This window comes from Achromobacter sp. DMS1 (assembly GCF_001270295.1).
In genome coordinates this window covers 1-26,088 of record NZ_LHSJ01000024.1, presented here as the reverse complement: position 1 = coordinate 26,088, position 26,088 = coordinate 1, and the positions used below count along the sequence as shown (strand labels likewise).

General features: G+C 65.7%; 24 protein-coding genes and 2 pseudogenes. 14 read left to right on the top strand and 12 right to left on the bottom strand.

Annotation, left to right across the window (positions count from 1 at the left end):
* Window positions 1-1,083: 1,083 nt before the first annotated feature.
* Together AD428_RS05045 and AD428_RS05040 are read right to left on the bottom strand one after the other, a co-directional pair.
* Window positions 1,084-1,290: a cold-shock protein gene (locus tag AD428_RS05045; protein ID WP_053244408.1), complete on the bottom strand. Its 207-nt coding sequence runs from the start codon at window positions 1,288-1,290 to the stop codon at window positions 1,084-1,086.
* A 214-nt stretch (window positions 1,291-1,504) separates the two neighbouring features.
* Entirely contained in the window at window positions 1,505-2,542 is a 1,038-nt protein-coding gene (locus AD428_RS05040) for an AbrB family transcriptional regulator (protein WP_053244409.1), read from the bottom strand.
* Window positions 2,543-2,662: 120 nt separating this feature from the next.
* Here AD428_RS05040 and AD428_RS05035 point away from each other — a divergent pair, with 120 nt between their 5' ends.
* The gene (locus tag AD428_RS05035) at window positions 2,663-3,829 is read left to right on the top strand and encodes a pyridoxal phosphate-dependent aminotransferase (protein WP_053244407.1); all 1,167 of its coding nucleotides are present in this window, start codon (window positions 2,663-2,665) and stop codon (window positions 3,827-3,829) included.
* A 112-nt stretch (window positions 3,830-3,941) separates the two neighbouring features.
* On the opposite strand, the gene AD428_RS05030 is transcribed toward AD428_RS05035, so the two are convergent.
* The 6 genes and pseudogenes from AD428_RS05030 to AD428_RS05005 all read right to left on the bottom strand — a co-directional run bounded on the left by AD428_RS05030 (window position 3,942) and on the right by AD428_RS05005 (window position 9,684).
* Window positions 3,942-4,301, bottom strand: coding sequence for a VOC family protein (locus AD428_RS05030; protein WP_053244406.1), 360 nt, complete (start codon window positions 4,299-4,301; stop codon window positions 3,942-3,944).
* A gap of 113 nt (window positions 4,302-4,414) precedes the next feature.
* On the bottom strand, window positions 4,415-5,935 hold the full coding sequence (locus tag AD428_RS05025) for a tripartite tricarboxylate transporter permease (protein WP_053244405.1): 1,521 nt from the start codon (window positions 5,933-5,935) through the stop codon (window positions 4,415-4,417).
* Window positions 5,932-6,369, bottom strand: coding sequence for a tripartite tricarboxylate transporter TctB family protein (locus AD428_RS05020; protein ID WP_053244404.1), 438 nt, complete (start codon window positions 6,367-6,369; stop codon window positions 5,932-5,934). The genes AD428_RS05025 and AD428_RS05020 overlap by 4 nt, the downstream gene beginning before the upstream one ends.
* A gap of 118 nt (window positions 6,370-6,487) precedes the next feature.
* A complete protein-coding gene (locus tag AD428_RS05015) occupies window positions 6,488-7,486 on the bottom strand; it encodes a Bug family tripartite tricarboxylate transporter substrate binding protein (RefSeq protein ID WP_053244403.1) in 999 nt (332 codons plus the stop codon).
* 99 nt (window positions 7,487-7,585) lie between these two features.
* Window positions 7,586-9,018 (bottom strand): annotated as a pseudogene (locus tag AD428_RS05010) (sensor histidine kinase).
* Window positions 9,005-9,684: pseudogene (locus AD428_RS05005) on the bottom strand (response regulator). The pseudogenes AD428_RS05010 and AD428_RS05005 overlap by 14 nt, the downstream one beginning before the upstream one ends.
* 413 nt (window positions 9,685-10,097) lie before the next feature.
* On the opposite strand from AD428_RS05005, the gene AD428_RS05000 reads away from it, so the two are divergent.
* Entirely contained in the window at window positions 10,098-11,477 is a 1,380-nt protein-coding gene (locus tag AD428_RS05000; RefSeq protein ID WP_053244402.1) for a ClcB-like voltage-gated chloride channel protein, read from the top strand.
* A gap of 81 nt (window positions 11,478-11,558) precedes the next feature.
* On the opposite strand, the gene AD428_RS04995 is transcribed toward AD428_RS05000, so the two are convergent.
* A complete protein-coding gene (locus AD428_RS04995) occupies window positions 11,559-11,774 on the bottom strand; it encodes a hypothetical protein (protein WP_053244401.1) in 216 nt (71 codons plus the stop codon).
* Between the two features lie 10 nt (window positions 11,775-11,784).
* Complete coding sequence (gene mnmE / locus AD428_RS04990; RefSeq protein ID WP_053244400.1) at window positions 11,785-13,149, bottom strand: tRNA uridine-5-carboxymethylaminomethyl(34) synthesis GTPase MnmE; 1,365 nt, start codon at window positions 13,147-13,149, stop codon at window positions 11,785-11,787.
* Window positions 13,150-13,269: 120 nt separating this feature from the next.
* Between mnmE and AD428_RS04985 the strand changes: the two genes are divergently transcribed.
* The 5 genes from AD428_RS04985 to AD428_RS04965 are packed head-to-tail and all read left to right on the top strand — an operon-like array spanning window position 13,270 to window position 18,802.
* Entirely contained in the window at window positions 13,270-14,856 is a 1,587-nt protein-coding gene (locus tag AD428_RS04985; protein WP_053244399.1) for an ABC transporter substrate-binding protein, read from the top strand.
* Window positions 14,857-14,875: 19 nt separating this feature from the next.
* Window positions 14,876-15,850 (top strand): ABC transporter permease, encoded by a 975-nt coding sequence (locus AD428_RS04980; RefSeq protein ID WP_053244398.1) that lies wholly within the window; start codon window positions 14,876-14,878, stop codon window positions 15,848-15,850.
* Window positions 15,847-16,767 (top strand): ABC transporter permease, encoded by a 921-nt coding sequence (locus tag AD428_RS04975; RefSeq protein WP_053244397.1) that lies wholly within the window; start codon window positions 15,847-15,849, stop codon window positions 16,765-16,767. Before AD428_RS04980 ends, AD428_RS04975 begins: the two co-directional genes overlap by 4 nt.
* A gap of 11 nt (window positions 16,768-16,778) precedes the next feature.
* Window positions 16,779-17,786, top strand: a complete 1,008-nt coding sequence (locus tag AD428_RS04970; RefSeq protein WP_053244396.1) for an ABC transporter ATP-binding protein — start codon at window positions 16,779-16,781, stop codon at window positions 17,784-17,786.
* Window positions 17,783-18,802 (top strand): ABC transporter ATP-binding protein, encoded by a 1,020-nt coding sequence (locus tag AD428_RS04965; protein WP_053244395.1) that lies wholly within the window; start codon window positions 17,783-17,785, stop codon window positions 18,800-18,802. Before AD428_RS04970 ends, AD428_RS04965 begins: the two co-directional genes overlap by 4 nt.
* 24 nt (window positions 18,803-18,826) lie before the next feature.
* Here the strand turns inward: AD428_RS04965 and AD428_RS29280 are convergent, their stop codons facing one another.
* Window positions 18,827-19,483 (bottom strand): 3-hydroxyacyl-CoA dehydrogenase family protein, encoded by a 657-nt coding sequence (locus tag AD428_RS29280; protein ID WP_053244394.1) that lies wholly within the window; start codon window positions 19,481-19,483, stop codon window positions 18,827-18,829.
* Here AD428_RS29280 and AD428_RS29275 point away from each other — a divergent pair.
* The 7 genes from AD428_RS29275 (at window position 19,424) to AD428_RS26995 (ending at window position 25,440) form a co-directional block, all read left to right on the top strand.
* Entirely contained in the window at window positions 19,424-19,963 is a 540-nt protein-coding gene (locus AD428_RS29275) for a helix-turn-helix domain-containing protein (RefSeq protein ID WP_082308265.1), read from the top strand. The two genes, AD428_RS29280 and AD428_RS29275, sit on opposite strands and share 60 nt — an antisense overlap.
* Before the next feature lie 69 nt (window positions 19,964-20,032).
* Window positions 20,033-21,232 (top strand): M20 aminoacylase family protein, encoded by a 1,200-nt coding sequence (locus tag AD428_RS04950; protein ID WP_053244392.1) that lies wholly within the window; start codon window positions 20,033-20,035, stop codon window positions 21,230-21,232.
* Between the two features lie 206 nt (window positions 21,233-21,438).
* Window positions 21,439-22,344, top strand: coding sequence for a TauD/TfdA dioxygenase family protein (locus AD428_RS04945; protein ID WP_053244391.1), 906 nt, complete (start codon window positions 21,439-21,441; stop codon window positions 22,342-22,344).
* Window positions 22,345-22,391: 47 nt separating this feature from the next.
* Window positions 22,392-23,417, top strand: a complete 1,026-nt coding sequence (locus tag AD428_RS04940) for an ABC transporter substrate-binding protein (RefSeq protein ID WP_053244390.1) — start codon at window positions 22,392-22,394, stop codon at window positions 23,415-23,417.
* Between the two features lies 1 nt (window position 23,418).
* Window positions 23,419-24,246 carry an ABC transporter ATP-binding protein gene (locus AD428_RS04935; RefSeq protein WP_053244389.1) on the top strand — a complete coding sequence of 276 codons (828 nt, stop codon included), beginning with the start codon at window positions 23,419-23,421 and terminating at the stop codon, window positions 24,244-24,246.
* A gap of 10 nt (window positions 24,247-24,256) precedes the next feature.
* Window positions 24,257-25,132 (top strand): ABC transporter permease, encoded by an 876-nt coding sequence (locus AD428_RS04930; protein ID WP_053244388.1) that lies wholly within the window; start codon window positions 24,257-24,259, stop codon window positions 25,130-25,132.
* Window positions 25,133-25,293: 161 nt separating this feature from the next.
* A complete protein-coding gene (locus AD428_RS26995; protein ID WP_200907997.1) occupies window positions 25,294-25,440 on the top strand; it encodes a hypothetical protein in 147 nt (48 codons plus the stop codon).
* Here AD428_RS26995 and AD428_RS04925 read toward each other — a convergent pair.
* Window positions 25,437-26,088, bottom strand: a 652-nt coding sequence (locus AD428_RS04925; RefSeq protein ID WP_053244387.1) for a LysR substrate-binding domain-containing protein, incomplete at its 5' end; no start/stop codon positions are given. The genes AD428_RS26995 and AD428_RS04925 overlap by 4 nt on opposite strands.

Below are 26,088 nucleotides of genomic sequence, written 5' to 3'. Positions count from 1 at the left end.
GTATTACACCGGCGCTAACAGCTGCTGGGCGGGAAGGCGAACACGCTACGTGTCTCGCTATCGTCATAATCGACCGGAACTATCGGCAGGATAGCGAGTCGAATGACGAATCCTCATTCCCTCCGCTATATGCGTTCCAAAACCGTTCAATATGGTGCGCCCGCCAACCTGGCCGCGCCATCATCCATATGGCTGAGCCGCCGCATGACTTTTCCACCAGTCATTGTGGATAAGCCGACTTCCCGGTTTCACCCTGCCTTTCCGGCGCATGCCAGCGAGCGACGCAAATTCGTCCCTGCGGATCTCATTAAGCCGCAGGCTGTATCGCTGCATTTCATGGGGAACCCCCATCCACGCCCGAGACACCCCAGGCAAGGCTAGACGTATCCCCATTTCTATCCACAGGCTGAACCATCCTGTTCGAGCCATCCAGGGCTTAATTCTGTGCAGAAAACGCTTGGGGATATCTTTGTGAACAATACCCCCGTCAAGACCCCTACGCGCCGCTCACGGCGCTCCTGCGCCCAGCCGTTGCCGGTCCTTCCGGATGCCTGTGCCGAAGCCTGAAAAAGCCGATTTTCCCTATGAAAACTCGGCCCTGGCGGGCCGATTCGGGCGACCTGGCCGCAACGCGCAACAAGCCCGCCGGCGGCTCTGCGCTGCCGTAACGCCACTCGCCAAAATTGTGCAAAACTCCCCTCCCGCAGCCACCGGCCCCGCCCGGAATCTCGTCCTCTCCCCTGGGGCGAAGCAAAGTTCAGCGAAAATTATCCACAAAGTTATCCAGAGGTTGGGCCGGTTTTTGCCGCTGCACAGGATCGGCGTTAGTGCGTGCTTACGCTCGGCCAGGCGAGCCTGTTGAAGCCTGGTTACCGGCCTTGAAAAAACCGCCAGGAAATGGTGCGCCTGATGCACCCCATGCCCCACGCGCTGCAGCCTCCTATGCCGCGCATGGACAGGTCGGGCGCGGCCACCGGACAGTGATAAAGAGGCCGGAATGAAACAACGCCCCAGACCGTTGCCGATCTTGGGGCGTTGTGGCCAGGACCAGGCCTGGCTGACGGGAAATTGGGATTTCCCGATTTAGAGCGGGCGAATGTCGGCCGCTTGAGGTCCTTTCGGACCATCCTTGACTTCGAATTCGACTTCCTGACCCTCGTTCAGGCTGCGGTAGCCGCGGCCCTGGATAGCGGAAAAGTGTGCGAAAACATCGGTTCCGCCCGCATCCGGCGTAATGAAGCCGTAGCCCTTGTCAGCGTTGAACCACTTAACTTTGCCCTTCTGAGCCATTTTCTCTAGCGTCCTGTAAATAACACGAAATGCAATGAATCAAGGACGCCGGGAGAACTGAACGACGGGTAGGGTTACCTGCGTTGCTACTGCGTCCTGGCAGAACCGCTCGGCAGCAGAGCCAGTCCGCGCGCTGCTTGAATCAACTGCGCGACCAGCATACTCACGCCGCATTACCGAGTCATATAGTTGTTTTCCCCAATGTCGTTTTTTTTCACTCGCGGGCCGCAATCCTGCGCTTCTGCAGCAGGGCGTAGACCGGCCCCGTCACCAGCACCACGAACACCATGCGCGTCACGTGAAAAGCCGTCACGATGGGCACGCCAAGCTGCAGCACTTTAGCCGTGATGGCCATTTCGGCGATGCCGCCGGGCGTGGTGCCCAGGATCAGCGTGGGCGCGGGAGCCGCGGACCAGAGCGACAGCAATGCGCCCAGCCCGAAAGCCAGCGCCAGGGCGAGCACGGTGTAGGCCGCCACCACAGCAATAAAACGGGGAGCGGCGCGAAAGAAATCGGGACGGTACCTATCTCCCAAAGACCAGCCGATGAGAAGCTGGCCGGCCTTGGGCACATACTCGGGCAAGGCGGACAATTCCACGTCGTTGGCCGTCAGGGCCATGGCCGCGAACATGGGCCCGAGCACCCAGGGATTGGGAAGATTCCATCGCATGAACAGCATGCCGGCAACGCTGGTAAGCGCCACCAGCAAAGACAGGCCCGCTGCGTCGACGGCGCGTGGTCCGGGAATGGTGGGATCGATGCCTGTCACGCCCCACCACTGGAAAACGAACGGCACCGCCACCACCACCAGCAGCACGCGCACGCTGTGCGCGGTGGCGACCCGGTCAATGCGCGCGCCATGCCGCTCCGCCAGATTGGCCATCTCGCTTGCGCCGCCGATGGCCGAGGCGAACCATGCCGTCTTGAAGTCCGCGTCGGTGAAGCGCAGCAGCAGCGCCGTCCCCAGGAAAGCCAACCCCAGCGCGAACAGCATGCCCACCGCGATGGAGCCGGCATTGACGCCGATGTGGCCCACGACCTGCGGCGTGAAGTAAAGCCCGAGCGAGGTGCCGATGACCCATTGCCCCGCGTTGCGCGCCACCCGCGGACACGCCGTGCCCACGCCGGAGATCCGGGTGGCCGCCGTGGCCAGCAGCGCGCCCAGCATCCAGGGCAAAGGCATGTGGATCCACACCGCCGCCAGCGCGCCCGCAAGCGCAATCAGGAACCCGCCCCCTACTCTCTCGTACATCCGCCGTTGCGCCACGTTGACTTCCACGCGAGCCGATAAGCTCATGAAAAAACGAATTATGAGTTAGTGGGATACTTACGGAAACTTCAGCCGCATCCCGCGTTTCCATAAGCGCCGACCATGATCCGATCCAAACTTCCCGACGTAGGCACCACTATCTTCACCGTCATGAGCCGCCTGGCCATCGAGCACAAGGCCATCAACCTGGGCCAGGGCTTTCCCGATTTCGATCCCGATCCGGCGTTGTGCGCCCTGGTGACCCAGGCCATGGCCCAGGGCCACAACCAGTATCCCTACATGCCCGGCGTCGCGCCGCTGCGCGAAGCCATTGCCGCCAAGGTGCGCAATCTGTACGGCCATGCCTACGATCCCGAAACGGAAATCACCGTGACCAGCGGCGCTACCGAGGCCCTGATGGCCACCGTGCTGGCCGCGGTGAACAGCGGCGATGAAGTCGTCGTCATCGAGCCCTGCTACGACTCCTACCTGCCCGCCATCCGCCTGGCGGGCGGCACCGCCGTGCCGGTGCCGCTGCGCGCGCCCACGCGCGACGATCCCTATTACCGCATCGACTGGCAGCGCGTGCGCGACGCCATCACCTCGCGCACCCGCCTGCTGATGCTGAACTTCCCCCACAATCCCACCGGCGCCGTGCTCGACGAATCCGACCTGGACGCGCTGGAAACCATCGTGCGCGACACCGGCGTGCTGCTGGTGTCCGACGAGGTCTACGAGCACATCGTGTTCGACGGCAAGCCGCACGCCAGCGTCTCCCGCCGCCCGCTGCTGGCCGAGCATGCCTTCGTCATCTCGTCCTTCGGCAAGACGTATCACACCACGGGCTGGAAAATCGGCTATTGCTGCGCTGCGCGCCAGCTCAGCGCGGAGCTGCGTAAAGTGCACCAGTTCATGGTGTTCACCGTGCCCTCTCCCATGCAGTATGCGCTCGCGCAATACATGGAAGATCCGCAGCCGTACCTCGACCTGCCCGCCTTCTACCAGGCCAAGCGCGACCATCTCGCCCAGGGCTTGGCGCGCACGCGTTTTCGCCCGCTGCCCAGCCCGGGCACCTTCTTTCTGCTGGCCGATTACAGCGATATTTCGCGCCAGAACGAAGCCGACTTCGCGCGCGACCTCACCATCAACCATGGCGTGACGGTGATTCCGGTGTCCGCGTTCTACCGGCAGCCCGATGCGGCGGAATCCAACCACGGCCTGGTGCGATTCTGCTTCGCCAAGAAAGACGAAACGCTGGACACCGCGCTGGAGAATCTGGCTCGGGTTTGACGCCTGTCCAGGCCCGGCCAAGCCGCATCCACATGGCCATACGACAGTCGCCGCCTGGCTAGATATGAGCCAATACTCATATGAGTATTGGCTCATATTTTTAGCCCGACACTTACTCCCGTTGCGCGTGCTGGAGGATGTTGACCAGATTTCCAGCCGGGTCGCGGACGTAGAAGCGCCGCACGCCCCAGGGTTCCGAGACGGGACCGTATTCGACCGCAATGCCCGCCTTGCGCGCCCGGTCCAGCGCCGCCTGCAAGTCGTCGACTTCGATGGAAAGGTCCGGAACCGGCGTGCCGGAACCGCCTTCGCTGGCGAAACTCAACTGCACCCGCATGGATGCCGCTGCCGCATAGGTGCGTAGCCATCCGTGGTCCATGACGACATCCAGTCCCAGGAGTTTTCCGTAGAACGCGTCGACCGAAGCCGGGTCCGCGACGGGAAGGTTGGCGACGATGCGCAGGATCTGCATGAAGACCTCGCACGGCTCGGAGAAAAAGCCCAGTGTAGCGGCGCGCCATCGGCCGGCAAAGAAAAAGGGGCGCGGCCCGAGCCTGCGCCCCTTGCGTTTTGCGCACGCCGCGGTCAGGCGGCGGCAACCACCTTCTGCCGGCGCAGGCGCCGCATCAGTTGCGGCACCAGCACGACCAGCGCGGCGGCGATCCACAGGCCCACGGCCACCGGACTGCCGAACAGCACGGAAACATTGCCGTCCGTCATGGACAACGCCCGGCGCAGGTTCTGCTCCATCATGTCGCCCAGCACCACGCCGAGCACCATGGGCGCCATGGGCACGCCCAGCTTGCGCAGGAAGTACCCCAGTGTGCCGATGCCCGCCACCAGCAGCAGGTCGAACGAGCCGGCATTGATGGCGTACACCCCGATGTAGCTGATGCACAGAATGCCCGGCACCATGAGCCAGCCCGGCACCGACAGCACCTTGGCGAATACGCGTACCATGGGCACGTTCATGATGAAGAGCAGCACGTTGGCCACGAAGAGCGATGCGATGAGGCCCCACACCAGCTCGGGCTTGGCGTCGAACAGGACCGGCCCGGGAGTGATGTTGTAGAGCGTCAGCGCCCCCATCATCACCGCGGTGGTGCCGGAGCCCGGCACGCCCAGCGTCAGCATGGGCACGAAGGAACCGATGGCCGAAGCGGTAGCCGCGGCTTCCGGCGCGACCAGGCCGCGCATGTCGCCCTTGCCGAACTTGGCTTCCGGATCCTTGGCCTCGATGATGCGCTTTTCCTGCGAATACGCCACCGCGGCGGCCACGCTGGCCCCCGCCCCCGGCAGCACGCCGACGCCAAAGCCTACGAAGGCGCTGCGCACCACGCTCCACCAGGTGAGCGCCAATTCCTTCAGGTTGAAGATCTTGCGGCCGCTGGGCTTGACCTCGACGCTGTGCCCGGCCATGACCTTCTCCAGCATTTCCAGCATTTCGGCCACCGCGAACAGGCCGATGACCACCACCACGAAGTCGATGCCGTCGGCCAGGTGCACGGAGTCGAAGGTGTAGCGGTACACACCGGAGTTGGCGTCCACGCCCACCACCGAAATGCCCAGTCCGATCATGGCGGCCAGCACGCCCTTGACGGGCTGCTTGCCGAGCAGGCTGGTCAGGCAGCAGAAGGCGAAGACCATCAGCACGAAGTACTCGGCCGGGCCGAACGCCAGCGCCCAGCGCGCCAGCAACGGAGCCAGCACAATGATGCCCACTACCGACACGATGGCGCCGAAGAATGCCGACCAGGCCGACAGCGACAGCGCCACGCTGGCCAGCCCCTGGCGCGCCAGCGGATAGCCATCCAGCGTGGTCATGATGGCGCTGGCTTCGCCCGGCACGTTGAGCAGGATCGACGTGATGCGGCCGCCGTATTCGGCCCCGACATACACCGCCGCCAGCAGGATGAGCGCCGTCTCAGGCGGCAGGTTCATGGCGAACGCGATGGGAATCAGCATGGCCACGCCATTGATCGGCCCCAGGCCCGGCAGCACGCCGACCATGGTGCCGAAGAACGACCCGACGGCGGCCACCAGCAGGTTGGTCCAGGTGAACGCGACCCCGAACCCAACAGAAAGATGATCGAGAATGCCGCTCATATCAGGTTCTCCAGAAGACCACCCGGCAGGACCACGTCCAGCACTTTGTCGAACAGCAGGAAAAAGAACACGCTCATGATGGCGCCGCCCACGGCGCACTTGATCCAGCCGCCGCCGAACAGGCGGCCCACGAAGATCGTCATCACCAGCGTCGCAATAACGAAGCCCAGCCACTGGAACAGGAATGCATAGGCCACCGCGTACAGCACCATCATGGCGATGCGGCTGTTCGCCCCGGCCGGATTGGGCTCGACCGCATTGCCGCCCTTGTAGGCGAGCCGCAGGCCGCACAGGCCGATAATCAATGCGATGAGCAGCGGAAAGGCGCGCGGCCCCACGGGTTCGTAGGCAAAGGGCGCCTCGATGTCCCAGCCGGCCCAGGTCATGAAGGCAGCCAGCGCGAGCGCGGCGATGCCCAGTATCCGATCGTTCATGGTCTTTCTTCCGTGATTGCAGGACCGCGACCTGGCCGCCGCCCTCCGCCGGCGCTGGGCCGGCGGGCGGGGCGTCCTCCCGGGACGCGATCGTTGCGGTAGATACGCCCGCAGGCGCTTACTTGCGGACCAGCCCGAAGGATTCGGCCAGCTCGGTGTACTGCTTGACCTGGTCTTTCACGTAGGCGTCGAGCTCGGGGCCGGTCTTGTCAAAGGGGAACAGGCCCTGCTGTTCGCGCAGCTTGGCGAATTCGGGCGACGCCAGGGCCTTGTTGAACGCATCGACCCAGAACTTGTAGTCGGCATCGGACACCTGCGGCCCCACGTAGAAGCCGCGGATGATAGGCCAGACGATGTCGTAGCCCTGTTCCTTGGCCGTGGGCACCGAGGCCAGCTTGCCCGGCAGGCGCTCGTTGTTGAACACCGCCAGCACGCGGATCGGCGCGCCGCCTTCGAGCATGGTGAAAGCCTCGGCCGCATCGCCCATGTAAGCCTGGATGTGTCCGCCGCGCAGCGCGGTGACGGCCTCGCCGCCGCCCTCGAAGGCAACAAAACGCATTTTCTTGAAATCCACCCCGGCCGCCTTGGCGGTCAGCGCGGCCTTCATCCAGTCCTGGCTGCCCACGGTGCCGCCGGCGCCCAGCACGATCTTGGTGGGATCCTGCTTGAAGGCTTCCATGAGGCTCTTCAGGTCGGTATAGGGCGAATCGTTGCGCACCACGGCCACGCCGTAGTCGCTGCCGATGCCCGCCAGCCAGCGCACGTCATTGACGTTGTACTTGCCGAATTTGCCCTGAGCGAGGTTCAGCAGCGAGCCGCCCGAGAACGCCACGATGGTGCCCGGCTCGTTGGGGTGCTGGGCCACGATGTTGTTGTAGGCCACCGCCCCGATGCCGCCAGGCATGTAGACGATGCGCATGGCGCTCTTGAGGGCGCCGCTATGCTTGAGGCCCTCCGTGGCCAGGCGGCAGGTGAGGTCGAAGCCGCCGCCCGGCTGCGCCGGGGCGATACATTCGGGACGGCGGGGCTCGTCCGCGGCCCTGGCGGCTCCCACGGACAGGGAGAGGGCGCCCAGCGCCGCGATGGCGGCAAGGCGAAACTTCAGGCTGGTCTGCATTCCTGCGGTCTCCAATTATCGGTTTTCTGAACGGGAGGCGCATTGCGCGCCCATGCCCGGCGGACGCAACCGTACCGAATCGAAGCTTTCCAAACCCTTTCAAGCCATGCCGATTTTCTGATGCGTTGCAATATCCGGTTCCGATCCTAGGGTAAACACCAGGGCCGCGCGCAGCCCGGGACCGGGCTGGCGGTTTTCCAGCATCAGTTCGGCGCCGAGTATCTGGCATATCGTTCCCACGATGGCCAGGCCCAGGCCGGCGCCGGACTTGTTCTTGCCCGAGGCGCCCCGGCGGAAGCGGACGCAGGCCTGGGCGATATCCTGGGCCGACATGCCCGGCCCGGCCCGGACTCGACCCGCACCGTCACCTCGCCGCCTTCCGGGGTATAGCGGATGGCGTTGTCCACCAGATTGCTGACCGCTTCCCGCAACAGCCATTCCGCCCCGCTCACGATCACGGGGCTGTCCGCGCCTTCCAGCCCCAGATCCACCTGCCTGGCCCGGATGGATGGCAAATGGGTACGGATCACCGCGTCCGCCAGCTCGGACAGGTCCACCGGTTCGGGGGTAAAGCCGCCTTCGGTCATGGAAGCGTCCTTGGCGCGCGCCAGGGCCAGCATCTGGTTGGTGGTGCGCACGGCCCTGTCCAGGCCCTCCTGCATCGCCAGGAGGGCCGTACGGACCTCCTGGGGGTCGGTTTCGCGCAGGGCGTAGGCGGTCTGGGTCCGCAAAACCGATAAAGGCGTGCGCAATTGGTGCGAGGCGTCGTCCAGGAACTGCCGCTGGACCCTCGCCTGGGCCGCAAAACGGTCCATGTGGCGATTGATGGCCGAGATGAGGGGCAGGACCTCACCCGGCATGTCAAACGCGCTGACAGGGCTTAAATCGTCCGAGGAGCGCCCTTCCACCTCCTCGCGCAGCCGCTCCAGGGGGCGCAAGGCCATGAAGACGCCCAAAATCACCGCGAGCACGCTGATGACGATCATGGCTACGTCGCGCTCCACCGAGCGCCACAACGCCCGGTTGATGAACGCGTCCCGGGTTTCCAGCCCCTCCGCCACCTGTACTATTACCCGGCCCCCTTTATTGGCGTAGAGCGGCGGATCCATCGGCCGCGCCAGCGCCGCCACCCGCACCGGCGTGCCCAGGTAAGTGGAATCGAAGAACTGGGGTTCGCCCGACACCAGCGGGCGGCTGGGCAGCGGCAGGCCCGGGCTGCCGATCTCGGCCAGCCCGTCCTCGGTCGCTACCCGGTAATACACGTTGCCGTTGGCCGTGAGCTCGAAAAATTCCAGCATCAGGTAGGGCTGCTCCATGGCCAGGCCGCCGCTGGCTGTGGATATGTTGTGGTCGATGGCGCGCAGCGCTCCGGCAAGTGAGCGGTCGTAGGCCATGTCGACCTGGTTGCGCAGTTGCTGGTTCGACAGCCAGAGCGCCGCAGCCATGAGCAGCACCAGGGTGGGAATCAGCCACCACAGAAGCTGGGTCTTGAGGGTGCGCGCGCGCTTTTTTTCCGGACTACGGGTTTTCAACAGCGTTCTCCAGGCTGTAACCCATGCCTCGCATCGTCACGATTTGTACCCCGGTATCGGCCAGCTTCTTGCGCAGACGGTGGACTGCCACTTCGATGGCCTCCAGGTTGATGTCGGCGTCGTCCGTCACGATGCGGTCGAGAATCTGCTGTTTATTGATGGGTTCGCCGCTCTTCTGGATGAGCACGCGCAGTACCGAATGCTCGCGTGGCGACAACTGCAAGGGCACGCCGCGCACCGTGAATTTTTGCCCGGCCGTATCGAAAACGAGGTTGCCCAGGGTGAGCCGCGGGTGCTCCCTGCCGCGGCTGCGCCGGATAAGGGCGATCAGCCGCGCCTCCAATTCTTCCAGGACAAAAGGTTTGGGCAGGAAGTCGTCCGCGCTTCATGAAGGGTTCCGATCCGTTCGGCCAGCGAATCGCGCGCGGTCAGGACCAGCACCGGCGTACGGTCGTCCCGCGCGCGAATCTTCGCCAGCAAAGAATGGCCATCCATGCCGGGCAGTCCCAGATCCAGGATGACGGCATCGAATTCTTCCATGGCCAATCTTCTTTCGGCCAGCAGCCCGTCATCTGCCCATTCCACAACGAAGCCCGCGTGCCGGGCCAGGCTGCGCGAAAGCCAGCGGGCAAGTTCGGCTTCGTCTTCGATCAGCAGGATACGCATGGGCGGGGTTCCCCGGGGTGTGGATGGCTGGGATGGGAGAGCATGTTTGTCTTTTCCCTTTATTTCTCTGTATATAAAGACTAATGATTAATAAGGGCTGTGGATAACTACCTTAACCCTGAAAACCCGTTTTTTTTCATAAGCTTGCGGCCGAAATTCGCTGTGCAAGAACTCTGTGTGGGGAAAAGGCCGAAGTTGAACAAGATTTTGGACCCGGGTCAAAATGCCTGCTTGTTCAACTTGCCTCCACAAGCTGTGCACAACTGGCCGCCCTAGTAGTTATCCACAGGGCGCGCCATGGGTTTAGCCGCTTTCCGGCGCCATGTTGCGGCTTGCCGGCGCGGGCGGCGGGGGTTGCCGCCCGGGTGAAAACCGGCGCATGCGCGGCAGGGTCTGGCCTTAGAATTCCGGCCATGCCTACACAAATCCGAATCCGAAAACCGCTCTGGGTGCTGTGGCTGCGCACCCGCCTCCTGGCCGACAACCTGCCGGTCACGCTGTGCGCCGCCGCCGTGATGGGCTTGTTGGGCGCCCTGGCCACCGTGGTATTCCGCGAAATGCTGGCCTGGGGGCAGATCCTGCTGGGCGGCAGCGGAGAGGCGCATGGCATGGTGCAGCTGGCCCGCAACTTCGGGCCCTGGGAGCGCCTGCTGCTGCCCGCCATCGGGGGCGTGATCGCGGGCCTGATCCTGCAATCCGCCGCCCGGTGGCTGCCGCGGCGCGGCGCGGCCGACTATATGGAAGCCATTTCCGTGGGCCGCGGCGTCATCGGGTTCCGGCAGACCGTGGCGCGCAGCCTCTCCTCGCTCTTCTCGATCGGGTCGGGCGCATCCATCGGCCGCGAAGGCCCCATGGTGCAGCTGGCCGCCATGTTTTCCTCGCTCTGCGGCAGGTTCCTCATCCTGCCGCCCCGCCACCTGCGCCTGCTGGTCGCCTGCGGCGCCACCGCCGGCATCACCTCCGCCTACAACGCGCCCATCGCCGGCGCGATCTTCATCTCGGAAATCGTCTATGGCGCGATCTCGTCCGTGACCTTGGTCCCGTTGATCGTTTCTTCCGTGGTCGCCAACATCGTCACACGCCAGATCCTGCATTACGACGCCGTCTTCCACATGCCGCCCTTCGATTTCGTCTCGGGCTGGGAAGTGGTGAACTACCTGGGCCTGGGCCTCATCGCCGGCCTGGTCGCCCCGCAATTCCTGCGGTTCCTGGACTTCGCCCGCGCCCTCTTCCACAGATTGCCCTTTCCGTTGTGGGCGCGCATGGCGCTGGGCGGCCTGATCGTGGGAGCCATCTCGGTCTACAACCCCGAGGTCTGGGGCAATGGCTACAGCGTGGTCAACAGCATGCTGCACACCGACTGGGCCTGGCAGGCCGTGGCCGCCATCCTGGTGCTGAAAATCATCGCCACCGGCGCCAGCGCCGGCTCCGGCGCGGTCGGCGGTGTGTTCACCCCCACCCTGTTCGTAGGCGCGGCGCTGGGCGCGTTGTACGCCATGGGCCTGCACGCCCTGCTTCCCACCGGCGACCTGTCGGCCGTGTCCAGCTACGCCGTGGTTGGCATGGGGGCGCTGCTCGCCGCCACCACCTATGCGCCTCTCATGTCCATACTCATGATCTTCGAAATGACGCTGAGCTACGAAGTCATGCTGCCGCTGATGCTGGCCTGCATCACCGGCTACGTCATCGCGCGCCAGATCCGCCCCGCGTCGGTATATGAGAAATCCCTGGCCAGCAACCGCCGCGCGCGGGAAAAGTTCGGCGCGCGGCAGTTCTCGCGGGGGGCGTGGTAAGCCGAAAAGCCGGTTCTACGCGCGGAGCCGCAGGGCTGATAAATTGCGAGCAAACGCTTGGTATGAGTAAATAATCGCTTTTTATCCTGCGCGTCTGTGCATCAAACGCAGTCCGGAGATCGTGCCCGGTTCCATTTCCAGCACATGAGCCTGCCCGGCTTTCACCCGCGCTGCATAGTCGTCGTGCAGGGGCCCCGGTTCCACGCCGAGGCTGGCGACGCAGGGGCCATAGGCTTCGGCCACGAGCCCCTCGATGGCGGGAACGTCGGCGGCGGCGGGGCGGATGCGGGCGGGCATGGGTTGGGCATTACTTCCCGATGCAGAAACTCGAAAAAATCTCCCCCAGCAAATCATCGCTGGTGAATTTCCCCGTGATCGCCGACAGGCTTTCATGGGCGAGCCGAAGCTCTTCGGCGAAGAGGTCGAGCACGCGGTCGTCCTGACTGGCGTGTTCGGCGGCGATGTCCAGGTGCTCGGCGGCCTGGCGCAGGGCGAGGAGGTGGCGTTCGCGGGCGAGCCAGGGGGATTCGGCGCCGGGGTTCCAGCCGGCGATTTTGAGGAGTTCGGCGCGCAGGGCGTCCAGGCCCTGGCCGCTCTTGGCGGAGATGCCGAGCTCGCCCGGCCCTGGGGAAAAGGGTGTGGATAATGATGTGGATAAGAGGTCGATCTTGTTATAGACCTTGAGCACGGGGGTGTGAGCCGGCAGGCGGGCGGTGATCTGGGCGTCGAGCTCGCCGCCGGGCTGGGTGGCGTCCTGCAGGTGCAGGATGAGGTCGGCGCGTTCGATTTCCTGCCAGGTGCGGGCGATGCCGATGCTTTCGACGGTGTCGTCGGTGTCGCGCAGGCCGGCGGTGTCGACGATGTGCAGCGGCACGCCGTCGATGTGGATTTCCTGGACGACCTTGTCGCGGGTGGTGCCGGCGATGGGGGTGACGATGGCGATGTCGTCGCCGGCCAGCGCGTTGAGCAGGCTGGATTTGCCGACGTTGGGCTGCCCGGCCAGGACGACGTGCAGGCCCTCGCGCAGGATGACGCCCTGGCGGGCCTGGGCGATGAGGTGGCCGAGGTCGGCGGCGAGCGCGTCCAGCGTGGGGCGGGCCTGGTATTTTTCGAGGAAGTCGATTTCTTCCTCGGGAAAGTCCAGGGTGGCCTCGACCAGCATGCGCAGGTGGATGATGCGCTCGGAAAGCGCATTGACGCGGCGGGAGAATTCGCCGGAGAGCGAGGCCACGGCGCCGCGGGCCGCGGCGGCGGAGGAGGCGTCGATGAGGTCGGCGACGGCCTCGGCCTGGGCGAGGTCCATGCGGTCGTTGAGGAATGCCCGGCGGGTGAATTCGCCGGGCTCGGCGAGCCGGATGCCGAGGTCGCGGCCGGCGGCCAGGCAGTGTTCAAGCACGCGGCGCAACACGGCGGGGCCGCCGTGGCCCTGGAGTTCGAGCACGTCTTCGCCCGTGTAGGAATGCGGGGCGCGGAAATAGAGCGCGATGCCTTCGTCCAGCAGTTCTCCCGCGTCGTTCCTGAACGGCAGGTAGTAGGCGTGGCGCGGGGCGAGGTCGCGCTGGAAGAGGCGCCGAACCAGCCCGGTGAGGTCCGCCCCGGAGACGCGCACGACGCCGATTCCTCCCCGGCCTGGTGCAGTGGCGATGGCGGCGATGGGGGCTTGGGCGGACATAGGGGGCGGATCAGAATCAGGGGTGATAACAATAAGGGAATATAACGGGTTGCGCCGTGCCTTGTTTGGTGGTTAATGTGGGCCCAGCTTCACAATTCGAAACCATCCAGGGAGATCACAATGGCATCTCGGTTTTCGCGTGTGGTGGCCTGTGGCGCAGCCGCAGTGGCTATGGCCTGGGGCGCGGCGGGTCCGGCCGTGGCCCGCGATCTGGTGATCGGATTGAAGACGGAGCCGTCTTCGATGGATCCGCAGTATCACGCCCTCACGCCGAACACGCAGATCTCCCAGACGATTTTCGATACGCTGGTGGCCACGGATTCCCAGCTCAAGCCCGTGCCGGCGCTGGCGGAGTCCTGGACGGTGGACGGCAAGGTCTGGACGTTCAAGCTGCGGCCCAATGTGAAGTTCTCCGACGGCACGCCGTTTACCGCGGAAGACGTGGTGTTCACGTACGATCGCGTGCCGAAGGTGCCCAACAGCCCCTCGCCTTTCACGCTGTATCTCGCGGACGTGGCCAAGACCGAGGCGGTGGACCCGACGACGGTGCGCATTACCACCAAGCAGCTCGCGCCCAATCTGCTGGTGAACCTGGCGCAGCTTCCGATCCTGTCGAAGAAGGCGGCCTCGGGGCCCGCGCCGGAAGGCAAGACGACCACCGAGCTCAACAGCGGCGACGGCCTGGTCGGCACCGGGCCGTACAAGTTCGTGTCGTGGAAGCGCGGCGCGGAGTTCGTGCTGGCGCGCAATGACAATTACTGGGGCAAGAAGCCGGTGTGGGACAAGGTGATCTATCGTCCCATTACCAATGCGGCGGCGCGCGTGGCGGCGCTGCTGGCGGGCGATGTGGACCTGATCGAGGATCCGCCCACCGACGACCTGCCCAAGCTGAAGGCCGACAAGAAGCTGCACGTGGAGGAAACGCCTTCGGTGCGCGTGGTGTATGTGGCGCTGGACCAATATGCCGAGCCGTCGCCGGGCATCCAGGGCACGGAAAAGAACCCGCTGAAGGACAAGCGCGTGCGCGAGGCGCTGTCGATGGCGATCAACCGCCAGGCGCTGGTGGACCGTGTGATGGGCGGCGTGGCGCTGCCGGCCGGCAATCTGCTGCCCTATCCCATGTTCGGCACGTCCAAGGAACATTCCAAGGCGCCCAAGCCCGACGTGGAAAAGGCCAAGGCGCTGCTCAAGGAGGCCGGCTATCCGAATGGCTTCTCGATTACGCTGGGGGCGCCGTCGGGACGCTACGTGAACGATTCCAAGGTGGCGCAGGCGATCGCCTCCATGTGGACGCGGGTCGGGGTGAAGACCACGGTGGACGCGATGGCGCCTCCGGTCTTTTTCAAGAACCGCGACAGCTACCAGTTCTCTGCCTACCTGGCCGGCTGGTCGGCGACCAGCGGCGAAATGTCGAATCCGCTGCGTTCGCTGCTCATGACGCGCAACCCCGACGCGGGAGAAGGCACGACCAACCGCAGCCGCTATTCGAATCCGAAGATGGACGATCTGGTGCGCGAAGCCTCGGCCACCATGGACGACGCCAAGCGCGCGCAGATGCTGGCCACGGCCAGCAATATGGCGATGGACGATTACGCCATGCTGCCCATCCACTTCGAGCTGTCGGTCTGGGCAATGAAGAACGACATCCGCTACGAGGGCCGTCCCGACCAGGTCACGCTGGCGGCCAATGCCACGCTGAAGAAATAGGCGGGACGGACGTTTATTCGTGCTTGCGACGATCGTAAGAAGGCTGCTGCAGACCATCGTCGTCATGCTCGTCATGTCGGCGCTGGTCTTCGTCGGCATCTACATGGTGGGCGATCCGGTGTCGATGCTGGCCAGCCCGGAAGCCACGGAAGCGCAGCGCGCCGCCATCCGCGCCTCGCTGGGCCTGGACCTGCCGCTCTGGCGGCAGTACCTGATTTTCATGAGCCAGGCGGTGCGCGGCGATTTCGGCAATAGTTTCCTCACGGGCGAGCCGGCCATGCGGCTCATCCTGGAGCGCATGCCGGCCACGGTGGAACTGGCCACGGTGGCCATGCTGCTGTCGGTGCTGATCGGGGTGCCGCTGGGCATACGGGCAGGGCTCAAGCCCAAGGCGCCGGCGTCGCGTCTCATCATGACCGGCTCGGTGCTGGGGTTTTCCCTGCCCAATTTCTGGGTCAGCCTCATGGTCATCATGATTTTCGCGGTGATGCTGGGCTGGGTGCCGGCCGGCGGCCGGGGCGATACGGTGGACATCGGCGGACTGCAGCTCAGTGTGCTGACGCTGGACGGCTGGAAGAGCCTGGCGCTGCCCGCGGCCACGCTTGCGTTCGCCAAGAGCGCGGTCATCATCCGCGTGACGCGCGCCGCCACGCGGGAGTCGCTGCCCATGGATTACATCAAGTTCGCGCGCGCCAAGGGCCTGTCCGAAGGCCGGGTGCTGGGCGTGCACCTGCTGAAGAACATCCTGATTCCGGTGGTGACCGTGGCCGGGCTGGAATTCGGTCAGGTGATGGCCTTCGCGGTGGTGACGGAAACGGTGTTCCGCTGGCCCGGCATGGGCAAGCTGCTCATCGATTCCATCATCACGCTGGACCGTCCGGTGGTGGTGGCGTATCTGCTGCTGATCGTGTTTTTCCTGGTCATGCTGAATCTCGTGGTGGACATCATCTACACGGTGCTGGATCCCCGCGTTCGCCTGGATAGCCGACGATGAACCAACCCGCCGTTCCCGCCGCCGAAGCGCCGGCCGCGCCCGAGGTTCCGCCGTGGCGCCGCGTTGCCGGCGATTTCTTCGCCAGCAAGCTTGCGGTGCTGGGGCTGGCGATGCTGGTCGTCGTCGTGGGCGCCGCGCTGCTGGCGCCCTGGATCGCGCCGCAGAATCCCTACGACCTCGCCTCGCTGGACATCCTGGACTCCAAGCTGCCGCCGGGCAGCGAGAGCGGCGACGGCGCCATGCGCTACTGGCTGGGCACCGACGGCCTGGCGCGCGATCTGTTCTCGGCGATTCTCTACGGCATGCGCACCAGCCTGCTGGTGGCCAGCGTGTCGGTGCTGGCCGCCTTCGGCATCGGCGCGACGGTGGGTCTGATCGCGGCTTATTTCGGCGGCCGCATCGACGCGCTGCTGATGCGCATTGTGGATATCCAGCTTTCCTTTCCGGCCATCCTGGTGGCGCTGATACTGCTGGCCATCCTGGGCAAGGGTGTGGACAAGGTGATCATCGCGCTCATTGTCGTGCAATGGGCGTATTTCGCGCGGGCGGCCCGCGGCGCCGCGCTGGTGGAGCGGGGCAAGGAATACGTGGAGGCGGCGCGCTGCATGTCCCTGTCCTGGGGGCGGGTGCTGTTCAGGCACGTGCTGCCCAATTGCATGCCGCCGCTCATCGTCATCGCCACTATCGACCTGGCGCATGCCATCGCGCTGGAAGCCACCCTCTCCTTTCTGGGCGTGGGGGTGCCGGTGACGGAGCCCTCGCTGGGCATGCTGATCTACAACGGCTTCGAGTACCTGCTTTCCGGACAGTACTGGATTTCCTTCTTCCCGGGCATCGCGCTGGCGCTGGCCATTATCGCCATCAACCTGGTGGGCGATCACCTGCGCGACGTGCTCAATCCGCGCAATGTGAACTGAGGGGGAGGAAGATGAACGCGCATGCCGTGGAAAACCCGTCTGGCGCCGCGCCCATTCTCGAAGTGCGCGGGCTGAGGACGCATTTCTTCACCCGTGCGGGCGTGGTCAAGGCGGTGGATGGCGTGGATCTCACGCTCGCGCCCGGCGAGATCCTGGGGTTGGTGGGCGAGTCGGGCTCCGGCAAGAGCATCACGGGGTTTTCGCTGATCGGGCTGCTCGACGAGCCGGGCCGCGTGGTGGACGGCGAGATCCGCTTCAACGGCGAGGATCTGCGCCATGCGTCGGCCGAGCAATGGCGCGCCTTGCGCGGACGCGACATCGCGATGATCTTCCAGGATCCGATGATGACGCTCAATCCGGTGCTGCGCGTGGACACGCAGATGATCGAGGCCGTGCGCGCCCATGCCCGCGTCTCGCGCGAACAGGCGCGCCAGCGGGCGTTGCAGACGCTTTCCATGGTGGGCATTCCGGCGCCCGAGGAACGCCTGCGCGCCTACCCGCACCAGCTCTCGGGCGGCATGCGCCAGCGCGTGGCGATCGCCATCGCTCTGCTGAATTCGCCGCGCCTGATCATCGCTGACGAGCCGACGACGGCGCTGGACGTGACCATCCAGGGCCAGATTCTGTTCGAGGTGCAGAAACTCTGCCGCGAGACGGGCACCGCGCTCATCTGGATCACCCACGACCTGGCGGTGGTGGCCGGCCTGGCCGACCGCGTGGCCGTGATGTATGCCGGCCGCGTGGTCGAGACGGGCAGTACCGCGGACGTCATCGGGCATCCCATGCACCCTTATACGCATGGACTCATCGCCTCTATTCCCACCCCGGAATCGCGGGGCCGGCCGCTCATGCAGATACCCGGCATGACGCCTTCCCTGCTGAATCTACCCCGGGGCTGTGCATTCCGCGGGCGATGTCCGCGGGCGACCGACGCCTGTCTGGCCGAGCCGCAGCCCGAACAGGTGCGGCCCGGGCAATGGGTGCGCTGCTGGCATGCCGGAGGACCGCGGAATCCATGAGCGCCGAACGCACATCCGACATGCCCATCCTGGCGCTTTCCGGCCTCGAGCTGCGCTTCGTGCAGCCGCTGGACCTCGCGGCGCGCATCGCCAATCTGCTGGGGGCAGGGCTGCGCACGCAGGTGGTGCATGCCGTGGCCGGCGTGGACCTGGAAGTCCGGCCCGGCGAAGTGCTGGGCATCGTGGGCGAGTCCGGCTGCGGCAAGTCCACCCTGGGCCGTGTGGTGTCGGGCATTCTGCCGCCTACGGCCGGCGAACTGCGCTATCGCGGCGTATCCGTCGCGGAAATGCACGGACCCGAGCGGCGGGCCTACGAACTGGGCGTGCAGATGATCTTCCAGGATCCCCAGGCCTCGCTCAATCCGCGCATGCGCGTGCGCGACATCGTCGGCGAAGCGCCCGTGGCGCACAGGCTGGTGTCCCGGCGCGAGCAGGCCGATTACGTGGCCGCGCTGATGCGGCAGGTGGGGCTGGACCCCGCTTTCGCGCAGCGCTATCCGCACCAGTTCTCGGGCGGCCAGCGCCAGCGCATCGGCATCGCACGGGCGCTGGCGCTCAAGCCCTCCGTCATCGTGTGCGACGAGGCCGTGGCGGCATTGGACGTATCCATCCAGGCGCAGGTGCTGAACCTGTTCGCCCGGCTGCGCGAAGAACTGAACCTGACGTACCTGTTCATCAGCCACAACCTGGGCGTGGTGAGCCACGTGTCCGACCGGGTGGCCATCATGTACCTCGGCCGCATCGTGGAGCTGGCGACCACGGACGACGTATTCCTGCGCGCCAACCACCCCTATACCCAGGCCCTGCTCAAGGAATTGCCCACGCTCGCGACGGGCCGCCGCGCCTATCAGCCCATCCAGGGCGAACTGCCCTCGCCCCTGGATCCGCCCTCCGGCTGCGCCTTCCATCCGCGATGCCCGCATGCCATGCCGCGCTGCAAGGCGGAGCGGCCGCTGCTGAGGCAGATCGCGCCGGGGCATATGAGTGCATGTCATTTGAATGATATGGGGGCATAGCGGCGAGCGGACGGGCTTGAGGCGTCAGGAGGATATCGGCGTTTTTTCCGGAACCGGCTGCGCGGCCAGGCTGCGGCCTGTTGCGGCCAGTTCGCGCAGCAAGGGATGCGGCACCAGCGACTCTCGCCCTGTCTTGCGCGCCATGCGATCCAGTGCGTCGCAGACCGCGACCAGCCCTGCCTCGTCCGCGTAGCGCATGGGCCCCACGCTGGCCGCGGGCCAGCCGTACCCGTACCGCCATACCACATCGATGTCGCTGGCGCGGCGGATGACGCCTTCGGAGAGGATGCGCACGCCTTCGTTGATCATGGGGTACAGCAGCCGTTCCCGTATCTCGGTATCGGAAAAAGACTCCCGCTCGATGCCCGCGGTCTGCGCGATGCCCTCGATGAGAGCTTGCACTTGCGGATCGGGAATGGGCGCGCGGCTTCCTGGCGCGTAGCGGTAGTAGCCTTTGCCGGTCTTCTGGCCCAGGCGTCCCGCTTCGCAGATCGCGTCGGCGATGGCAAGCGGCAGTCCGCGCGCCTTGCGGGTGCGCCAGTTCACATCGACGCCCGCCATGTCGGTCATGGCGAACGGCCCCATTGGAAAGCCGAACCGCGTCAGGACGCCATCGACCTCATGAGGCAGAGCGCCATGCAGCAGCAGGCTTTCCGCCTCGATCGTGCGCCGCGAGAGCATGCGGTTGCCGACGCCGAGCGATTCCGACTGGATCTGTATTACCGCCTGAGCGGCGTCGTGCTGCGCATCCCTGCCCTGCGCCATCGGCGCGAGGACATTCCCGAGCTCCTGCAGCACTTCGTGCACGGTTTCTGCCGCCGCAATGGCATGCCGGTGCCGCGCATCAGCGGCGACGTCATCCGCTACCTGGCCAACCGCGATTGGCCCGGCAACGTCCGCCAGCTCCGCCAGCGCGTGGAGGAAGCGCTGGTGTTCTGCGACATGGAAGAACTGCGCGTGCAGGACTTCGAGCGCAATGCCGCGGGAGAAGCGGAAATTCCACCGGCGCCGGCGCCGGTCCGGACGGGCCGGCTCGACGAGCTCGCCTACCACGCGGTGTTGCGCGCCGTCGCGGAAACGGGAGGCAACAAGAAAAAGGCGGCCGAGAAACTGGGTATCGCGCGCTCGCATCTGTACAAGATACTGGCCCGGGGCGGCTGAACAGGACGATGTTCAGCCGCCGGCACGCGTGCTAAAACGAACCATCTCGCACCCAACTTATCCACAGCCATGAAGACTATTGCCGAAATCGAGCGCGCGCACGGCGAGCTCACCGAATTGCGCCGCGACATCCATGCCCATCCCGAGCTGGCGTTCAACGAAACCCGCACTTCCGCGCTGGTGGCCGAGCGGCTGCGCAAATGGGGGCTGGAAGTCCACACGGGCCTGGGGAAAACCGGGGTGGTGGGCGTTCTGCGCGCGGGCAGCGGCAAGAAGACGATAGGCTTGCGCGCGGACATGGATGCGCTGCCGATGCCGGAGCACAACCTGTTCGCGCACAAGTCCACCGTCAGCGGCCGCATGCACGGCTGTGGACATGACGGGCACACCACCATGCTGCTGGGCGCGGCGCAGTATCTGGCCACGCATCGCAATTTCGACGGCACGGTGGTGTTCATCTTCCAGCCGGCCGAGGAAGGCGGCAACGCGGGCGCGCGCGCCATGATGGAGGACGGCCTGTTCGAGCGCTTTCCGTGCGATGCGGTGTTCGGCATCCACAATATGCCGGGCATGCCGGTGAACCAGTTCGGCTTTCGGGCGGGGCCGACCATGGCCTCGAGCAACCGCTGGGACATCGTGATCCGCGGCGTGGGCGGGCACGCGGCGCAGCCGCATGCGTCGGTGGATCCGATCATCGTGGCGGCCGATATGGTGCATGCGTTGCAGACGGTGATTTCCCGCAGCAAGAATCCGCTGGAGCAGGCCGTGCTGTCCATCACGCAGATCCACGCAGGCGATGCGTACAACGTGATTCCGGGCGAGGCGGTGCTGCGCGGCACGGTGCGCACGTATACCGTGGAAACGCTGGACAAGATCGAGGCCGACATGCGCCGCATCGCCACGACGCTGCCGCAGGTATACGGCGGCACGGGCGAGCTGGATTTCGTGCGCGCGTATCCGCCGCTGGTGAACTGGGAAAAAGAAACCGAGTTCGCGGCCAGGGTGGCCGAGCAGACGTTCGGCGCGCAGCACGTGCTGCGCGACATGCCGCCCTTCATGGGCGCGGAAGACTTCTCCTTTTATCTCGAAAAGGTGCCGGGGGCGTATCTGTTCCTGGGCAATGGCGACGGCGATCACCGGCTCGAAACCTATCACGGCATGGGACCGTGCCAGCTACACAATCCGAACTACGATTTCAACGACGCGCTGCTGCCGGTGGGCGCGACCTACTGGGTGAAGCTGGTGGAAGCCTACCTGCCGGCGGTCTGATCCGGGAAACCGCCGTTTGCGAGTCTTTGCTTATATGCAGGGCGAATAAGGCCGCGGCAAGGCGCCGCGGCCTTATTCTTTCTTATATGACACGAAGCTTGGTCGACAAGCCGATAACTTCGTTTGAGATTGGGGGTGGCGCTTTTCATAATCGGTTCTTTCCCGACATTCGCACGCGCATGCCGCGAGCGCAAAAGGAGCGACCGATGCCCCAAAGCAATGTACTGCGCCGAGACGAGGAACCCCTCGCGGCGCCCGCGCAGTCGTTCGAGATCCGCGCCCTGCCTGGACCGCTGGGCGCGGAGATCATAGGCCTGGACCTGGGCCGCGAGCTGAGCCCGGAAGATTTCGCGCGGGTGCGCAAGGCGCACCTGGATCATCATCTGCTGGTCTTTCGCGACCAGCGCATTACTCCGCAGCAGCACATCGATTTCAGCCGCCGGTTCGGCAGGCTGATGATCCACGTGCTGCACCAGTTTCACCTGCCGGGCCATCCGGAGATCCTGGTGGTGTCGAACATCGTCGAGGATGGAAAACCCATCGGGCTGGGCGACGCGGGAAAGTACTGGCATTCCGACATCTCGTACATGCCGCTGCCCAGCCTGGGTTCGCTGCTGCACGCGCAGGAGCTGCCGGCCGAAGGCGGCGATACGCTGTTCGCCAACATGCACCTGGCCTATGACACGCTGCCGCCCGCATTGCGCAGCGCGATCGAAGGCCGCACGGCCGTGCATTCCTATCTGGCGAAGTACGGTCAGCTCCAGAAGCAGGGGAATTGGCGCCCGAACCTGAGCGCACGGCAGTTGGCGCAGGTGCAGGAGGTGTCGCACCCGGTGGTGCGTACGCATCCGGAGAACGGCAAACGGGCCCTGTTTGTGAGCGAAGGCTTTACGACGCGCATAGAGGGCCTGCCGGAAGACGAGAGCCGCCAGATCCTGGAGGCGCTGTTCGCGCACAGCGTGCGGCCGGAGCACATCTACCGCCACCGCTGGCAGCCGCACGACCTGGTGTTTTGGGACAACCGCTCGCTGATCCACCTGGCGGCGGGCACGCCGGATCATCTGCGCCGCAAGCTGTACCGCACCACCATCGAAGGCGACAAGCCTTTCTGAGCGCTTTTTTTTGCGCCGCGCCGATCCGCTGACTTTCAAGGAAACCCATGCGTATTCATTTCTCCCTTCGTAATCGCGCCGTGCGCGCGGCGCTGGCCCTGCTGGCGCTGGCATTGGCGGCGCCCTCGCCTGCCCTGGCCGAAGGCCGCATCCGCATTGCCGAACAGTACGGCATCGTGTATCTGCTGCTCAATGTGGCGCGCGACCAGAAGCTGATCGAGAAGCACGGCAAGGCCGAGGGTGTGGATATCTCGGTGGAGTGGGCCAAGCTGTCGGGAGGCGCCGCCGTCAACGAGGCGCTGCTCTCCGGCGCAGTGGATATCGCGGGCGCGGGCGTGGGTCCGCTGCTGACGATCTGGGACCGCACGCGCGGCAAGCAGAACGTGAAGGGCGTGGCCTCGCTGGGCAATTTTCCGTACTACCTGGTGAGCAACAATCCCAAGGTCAAGACGATCGCGGACTTTACCGACAAGGACCGCATCGCCGTGCCGGCGGTGGGCGTGTCGGTGCAGTCGCGCGTACTGCAGTTGGCGTCGGCCAGGCTCTGGGGCAACGAGCACTACAACAAGCTGGACCGGATATCGGTGGCGCTGCCGCATCCGGACGCAGCGGCCGCCATTATTTCGGGCGGCACCGAGATAACGGGCCATTTCGGCAATCCGCCGTTCCAGGAACAGGAGCTGGCCGCCAACCCCCAGGCGCACATCGTACTGAGTTCCTATGACGTGCTGGGCGGCCCCAGCAGCTCTACGGTGCTTTTCGCCACCGAGAAGTTCCGCAGCGAGAATCCCAAGACATACCGGGCTTTCCAGTCGGCGCTCAAGGAAGCGGCCGAGTTCGCGTCGTCGCATCCCGAGCAGGCGGCCGATATCTATCTGCGGGTGACGGGCGCCAAGCTCGAGCGGGATTTCCTGGTCAAGGTCATCCGCAATCCGGACGTGCAGTTCAAGCTGGAGCCGCAGAACACTTTTCTGCTGGCCGAGTTCATGCACAAGGTGGGCGCGATCCGCAATGCGCCGTCGAGCTGGCGCGACTATTTCTTCGATGATGCGTTGACGGCGCAAGGAAGCTGATATGCGCGAAGCGAACGCCCGGGCTGTGGATAACGGTGGAAATCCCGCGCCGCTGCTGCGTGTGGATAAGGTGTCGATCGACTACAAGACGCCGCAGCGGCGCGTGCGCGCCACGCACGAGGTGAGTTTCGACGTGCTGGACGCGGAACGCTACATACTCCTGGGGCCTTCGGGCTGCGGAAAGTCGACGCTGCTCAAGGCCGTCGCGGGCTTCATCAAGCCGGCGCTGGGTGCCATCGAGCTGGACGGCAAGGCGGTGCGCGGCCCGGGGCCCGACCGCATCGTGGTGTTCCAGGAGTTCGACCAGCTGCCGCCATGGAAGACCGTGCTGGAGAACGTTGCGTTTCCGCTGGTGGCGTCGCGCAGGTTGGGCCGGCGCGAGGCTCGGGAACGCGCCACGCACTATCTGGAAAAAGTGGGCTTGTCGGCTTTTGCACAGGCTTATCCCCATACGCTGTCGGGCGGAATGAAGCAGCGCGTGGCGATCGCGCGGGCGCTGGCCATGCAGCCGCGCATTCTGCTCATGGACGAGCCGTTCGCGGCCCTGGACGCGCTGACGCGCCGGCGCATGCAGGAAGAGCTGCTGGCGCTTTGGGACGAAGTGAAATTCACGCTGCTGTTCGTCACGCATTCGATCGAAGAAGCGCTGGTGGTGGGCAGCCGCGTGCTGCTTTTGTCGCCGCATCCCGGGCGCGTGCGCGCGGAACTCAACGCCCATGCCTACGGCATGCACAGCCAGGGATCGGCCGCGTTCCAGTCCGCGGTCCGGCGCGTGCATGATCTGTTGTTCGAGCCGGCTGCCGCACCCCTGGCGCGGCGCGCCGCCTGAGGAGGCGTCCATGTCGTCACTGGCTCAACCGGCATCGGGACGTCCGGACATCGAATATGAATTGCCGGAGCTGCCCGAGCTGGCCGCGCCGGCCCCCCTGCCCTGGCATGAACGGCTGTGGGGCCACGCGGGCCTGCGCCGGCTGCTCATTCTGCTCGCGCTTGCGCTGGCCTGGGAAATCGCGGCCCGCGTGGCGGACAACGATCTCCTGCTGCCGGGCGCCTGGCAGACGGCGCGGGCCTTCGCGCAAGGGCTGGCCAGCGGCGAGCTCGCGGCGCGGGCCGGCCAGTCGCTGCGCGTGCTGGCGCAAGGCTATCTGGCAGGCGTGGCGCTGGCCTTCGCGCTCACGACGCTGGCCGTGTCCACGCGCCTGGGGCGCGACCTGCTGGCCACGCTGACCGCCATGTTCAATCCGCTGCCCGCGATTGCCCTGCTGCCCCTGGCCCTGCTGTGGTTCGGCCTGGGCCAGGGCAGCCTGGTCTTCGTGCTGGTGCATTCGGTGCTGTGGCCCCTGGCGCTCAATACCTATGCGGGCTTTCTGGGCGTGTCGGACACCCTGCGCATGGCGGGGCGCAATTACGGGCTGACGGGCCTGCGCTACGTTATCCACATCCTGGTGCCCGCCGCCCTGCCCGCCATCCTGGCCGGACTGAAGATCGGCTGGGCATTCGCCTGGCGCACGCTGATCGCCGCCGAGCTGGTGTTCGGCGCGTCCAGCGGCCAGGGCGGGCTGGGCTGGTACATCTTCCAGAACCGCAACGAGCTGTACACAGACCGGGTTTTCGCCGGCCTGGCCGCGGTGGTTATCATCGGCCTGCTGGTGGAGGGGCTGGGCTTCAATACGCTGGAACGCCTGACCGTCCGGCGCTGGGGGATGCAGCGCTAGGGCGCGCCAACCCTGAAAGAAGCTTCGCACAGGCGGATAACCGGGCGCCGGGCTGGGCGCGGCCTTATGACGTGAAGCTCTGATCTAACTTCCACAACTTCGTTGGCGCGGGCGGCTGCCGTTCCCATAATGAAGCCTCGCCGCCAACTCCGGGACATACCATGCGCTTGCCTCCAGCCCTGCATGACCGCCTGCTCAAGGCCGCTGCCGCCGTCGGCGTGGCCCTGCTGCTGGCGATGCTGGCGCTGGCTTCGCCCACGCCCGCCATCGCCTCGCCCCCCGCGGGAGCCGCCGCGGCGCACCGTTAGGCATCCGGCGCGGTTCCGCGCCTGCCCTTTTCCCCTTTACGGGACGCGCAGGCTTGCGCGATGTGATCGCGCAGCCACTGGTGCGCCGGATCCCGGTGCACGCGCTCGGGCCAGAGCATGAGCATTTGAAAGCCGGGCACCTCCACCGGCGCTTCCACCACGCATAGCGCGGGATTGCCGCGCACCAGCCGTTCCGGCGCCATGGCGACCAGATCGGTGTGCGCCAGCACGGCCGCGAGAAACAGAAAGTGCGGCACCGACAGGGCGACGCGGCGCTGCAGGTCCAGCCGGGCGAGCGCCGCGTCCGTGGGGCCCTGGAAGCCGCCGCCCTCGGGCGACACCACAACGTGATCCAGCTTGCAGAACTGCGCGCGGGTCGGCCTGCGTTTCAGGCGCGGATGGCCGGCGCGGCCGGCAAGCACGTAGCGCTCTTCGAACAGCAGTTTCTGGCGCAGGCCCGGCGGCGCGCTCTGACGGATGTGAAACGCCAGGTCGACGATGCCCTCTTCCGCCTGGCGCGCGAGCCGGGCGGGCGCGAGCTCCACGATGGCCAGCCGCGCATGCGGCGCGGCCCGGCGCAGGGCTTCGAGGGCGGGAAGCAGGATAGTGGACTCGGCGTAGTCGGACGCGGCGGCGCGCCAGGTGTGG

Bases quoted from the DNA above. Each gene is read 5' to 3' on its own strand.
- AD428_RS05045 (WP_053244408.1), bottom strand. From the start codon at position 1,290: ATGGCTCAGAAGGGCAAAGTTAAGTGGTTCAACGCTGACAAGGGCTAC.
- AD428_RS05040 (WP_053244409.1), bottom strand. From the start codon at position 2,542: ATGTACGAGAGAGTAGGGGGCGGGTTCCTGATTGCGCTTGCGGGCGCG.
- AD428_RS05035 (WP_053244407.1), top strand. From the start codon at position 2,663: ATGATCCGATCCAAACTTCCCGACGTAGGCACCACTATCTTCACCGTC.
- AD428_RS05030 (WP_053244406.1), bottom strand. From the start codon at position 4,301: ATGCAGATCCTGCGCATCGTCGCCAACCTTCCCGTCGCGGACCCGGCT.
- AD428_RS05025 (WP_053244405.1), bottom strand. From the start codon at position 5,935: ATGAGCGGCATTCTCGATCATCTTTCTGTTGGGTTCGGGGTCGCGTTC.
- AD428_RS05020 (WP_053244404.1), bottom strand. From the start codon at position 6,369: ATGAACGATCGGATACTGGGCATCGCCGCGCTCGCGCTGGCTGCCTTC.
- AD428_RS05015 (WP_053244403.1), bottom strand. From the start codon at position 7,486: ATGCAGACCAGCCTGAAGTTTCGCCTTGCCGCCATCGCGGCGCTGGGC.
- AD428_RS05000 (WP_053244402.1), top strand. From the start codon at position 10,098: ATGCCTACACAAATCCGAATCCGAAAACCGCTCTGGGTGCTGTGGCTG.
- AD428_RS04995 (WP_053244401.1), bottom strand. From the start codon at position 11,774: ATGCCCGCCCGCATCCGCCCCGCCGCCGCCGACGTTCCCGCCATCGAG.
- mnmE (WP_053244400.1), bottom strand. From the start codon at position 13,149: ATGTCCGCCCAAGCCCCCATCGCCGCCATCGCCACTGCACCAGGCCGG.
- AD428_RS04985 (WP_053244399.1), top strand. From the start codon at position 13,270: ATGGCATCTCGGTTTTCGCGTGTGGTGGCCTGTGGCGCAGCCGCAGTG.
- AD428_RS04975 (WP_053244397.1), top strand. From the start codon at position 15,847: ATGAACCAACCCGCCGTTCCCGCCGCCGAAGCGCCGGCCGCGCCCGAG.
- AD428_RS04970 (WP_053244396.1), top strand. From the start codon at position 16,779: ATGAACGCGCATGCCGTGGAAAACCCGTCTGGCGCCGCGCCCATTCTC.
- AD428_RS04965 (WP_053244395.1), top strand. From the start codon at position 17,783: ATGAGCGCCGAACGCACATCCGACATGCCCATCCTGGCGCTTTCCGGC.
- AD428_RS29275 (WP_082308265.1), top strand. From the start codon at position 19,424: ATGAGGCAGAGCGCCATGCAGCAGCAGGCTTTCCGCCTCGATCGTGCG.
- AD428_RS29280 (WP_053244394.1), bottom strand. From the start codon at position 19,483: ATGCTCTCGCGGCGCACGATCGAGGCGGAAAGCCTGCTGCTGCATGGC.
- AD428_RS04950 (WP_053244392.1), top strand. From the start codon at position 20,033: ATGAAGACTATTGCCGAAATCGAGCGCGCGCACGGCGAGCTCACCGAA.
- AD428_RS04945 (WP_053244391.1), top strand. From the start codon at position 21,439: ATGCCCCAAAGCAATGTACTGCGCCGAGACGAGGAACCCCTCGCGGCG.
- AD428_RS04940 (WP_053244390.1), top strand. From the start codon at position 22,392: ATGCGTATTCATTTCTCCCTTCGTAATCGCGCCGTGCGCGCGGCGCTG.
- AD428_RS04935 (WP_053244389.1), top strand. From the start codon at position 23,419: ATGCGCGAAGCGAACGCCCGGGCTGTGGATAACGGTGGAAATCCCGCG.
- AD428_RS04930 (WP_053244388.1), top strand. From the start codon at position 24,257: ATGTCGTCACTGGCTCAACCGGCATCGGGACGTCCGGACATCGAATAT.
- AD428_RS26995 (WP_200907997.1), top strand. From the start codon at position 25,294: ATGCGCTTGCCTCCAGCCCTGCATGACCGCCTGCTCAAGGCCGCTGCC.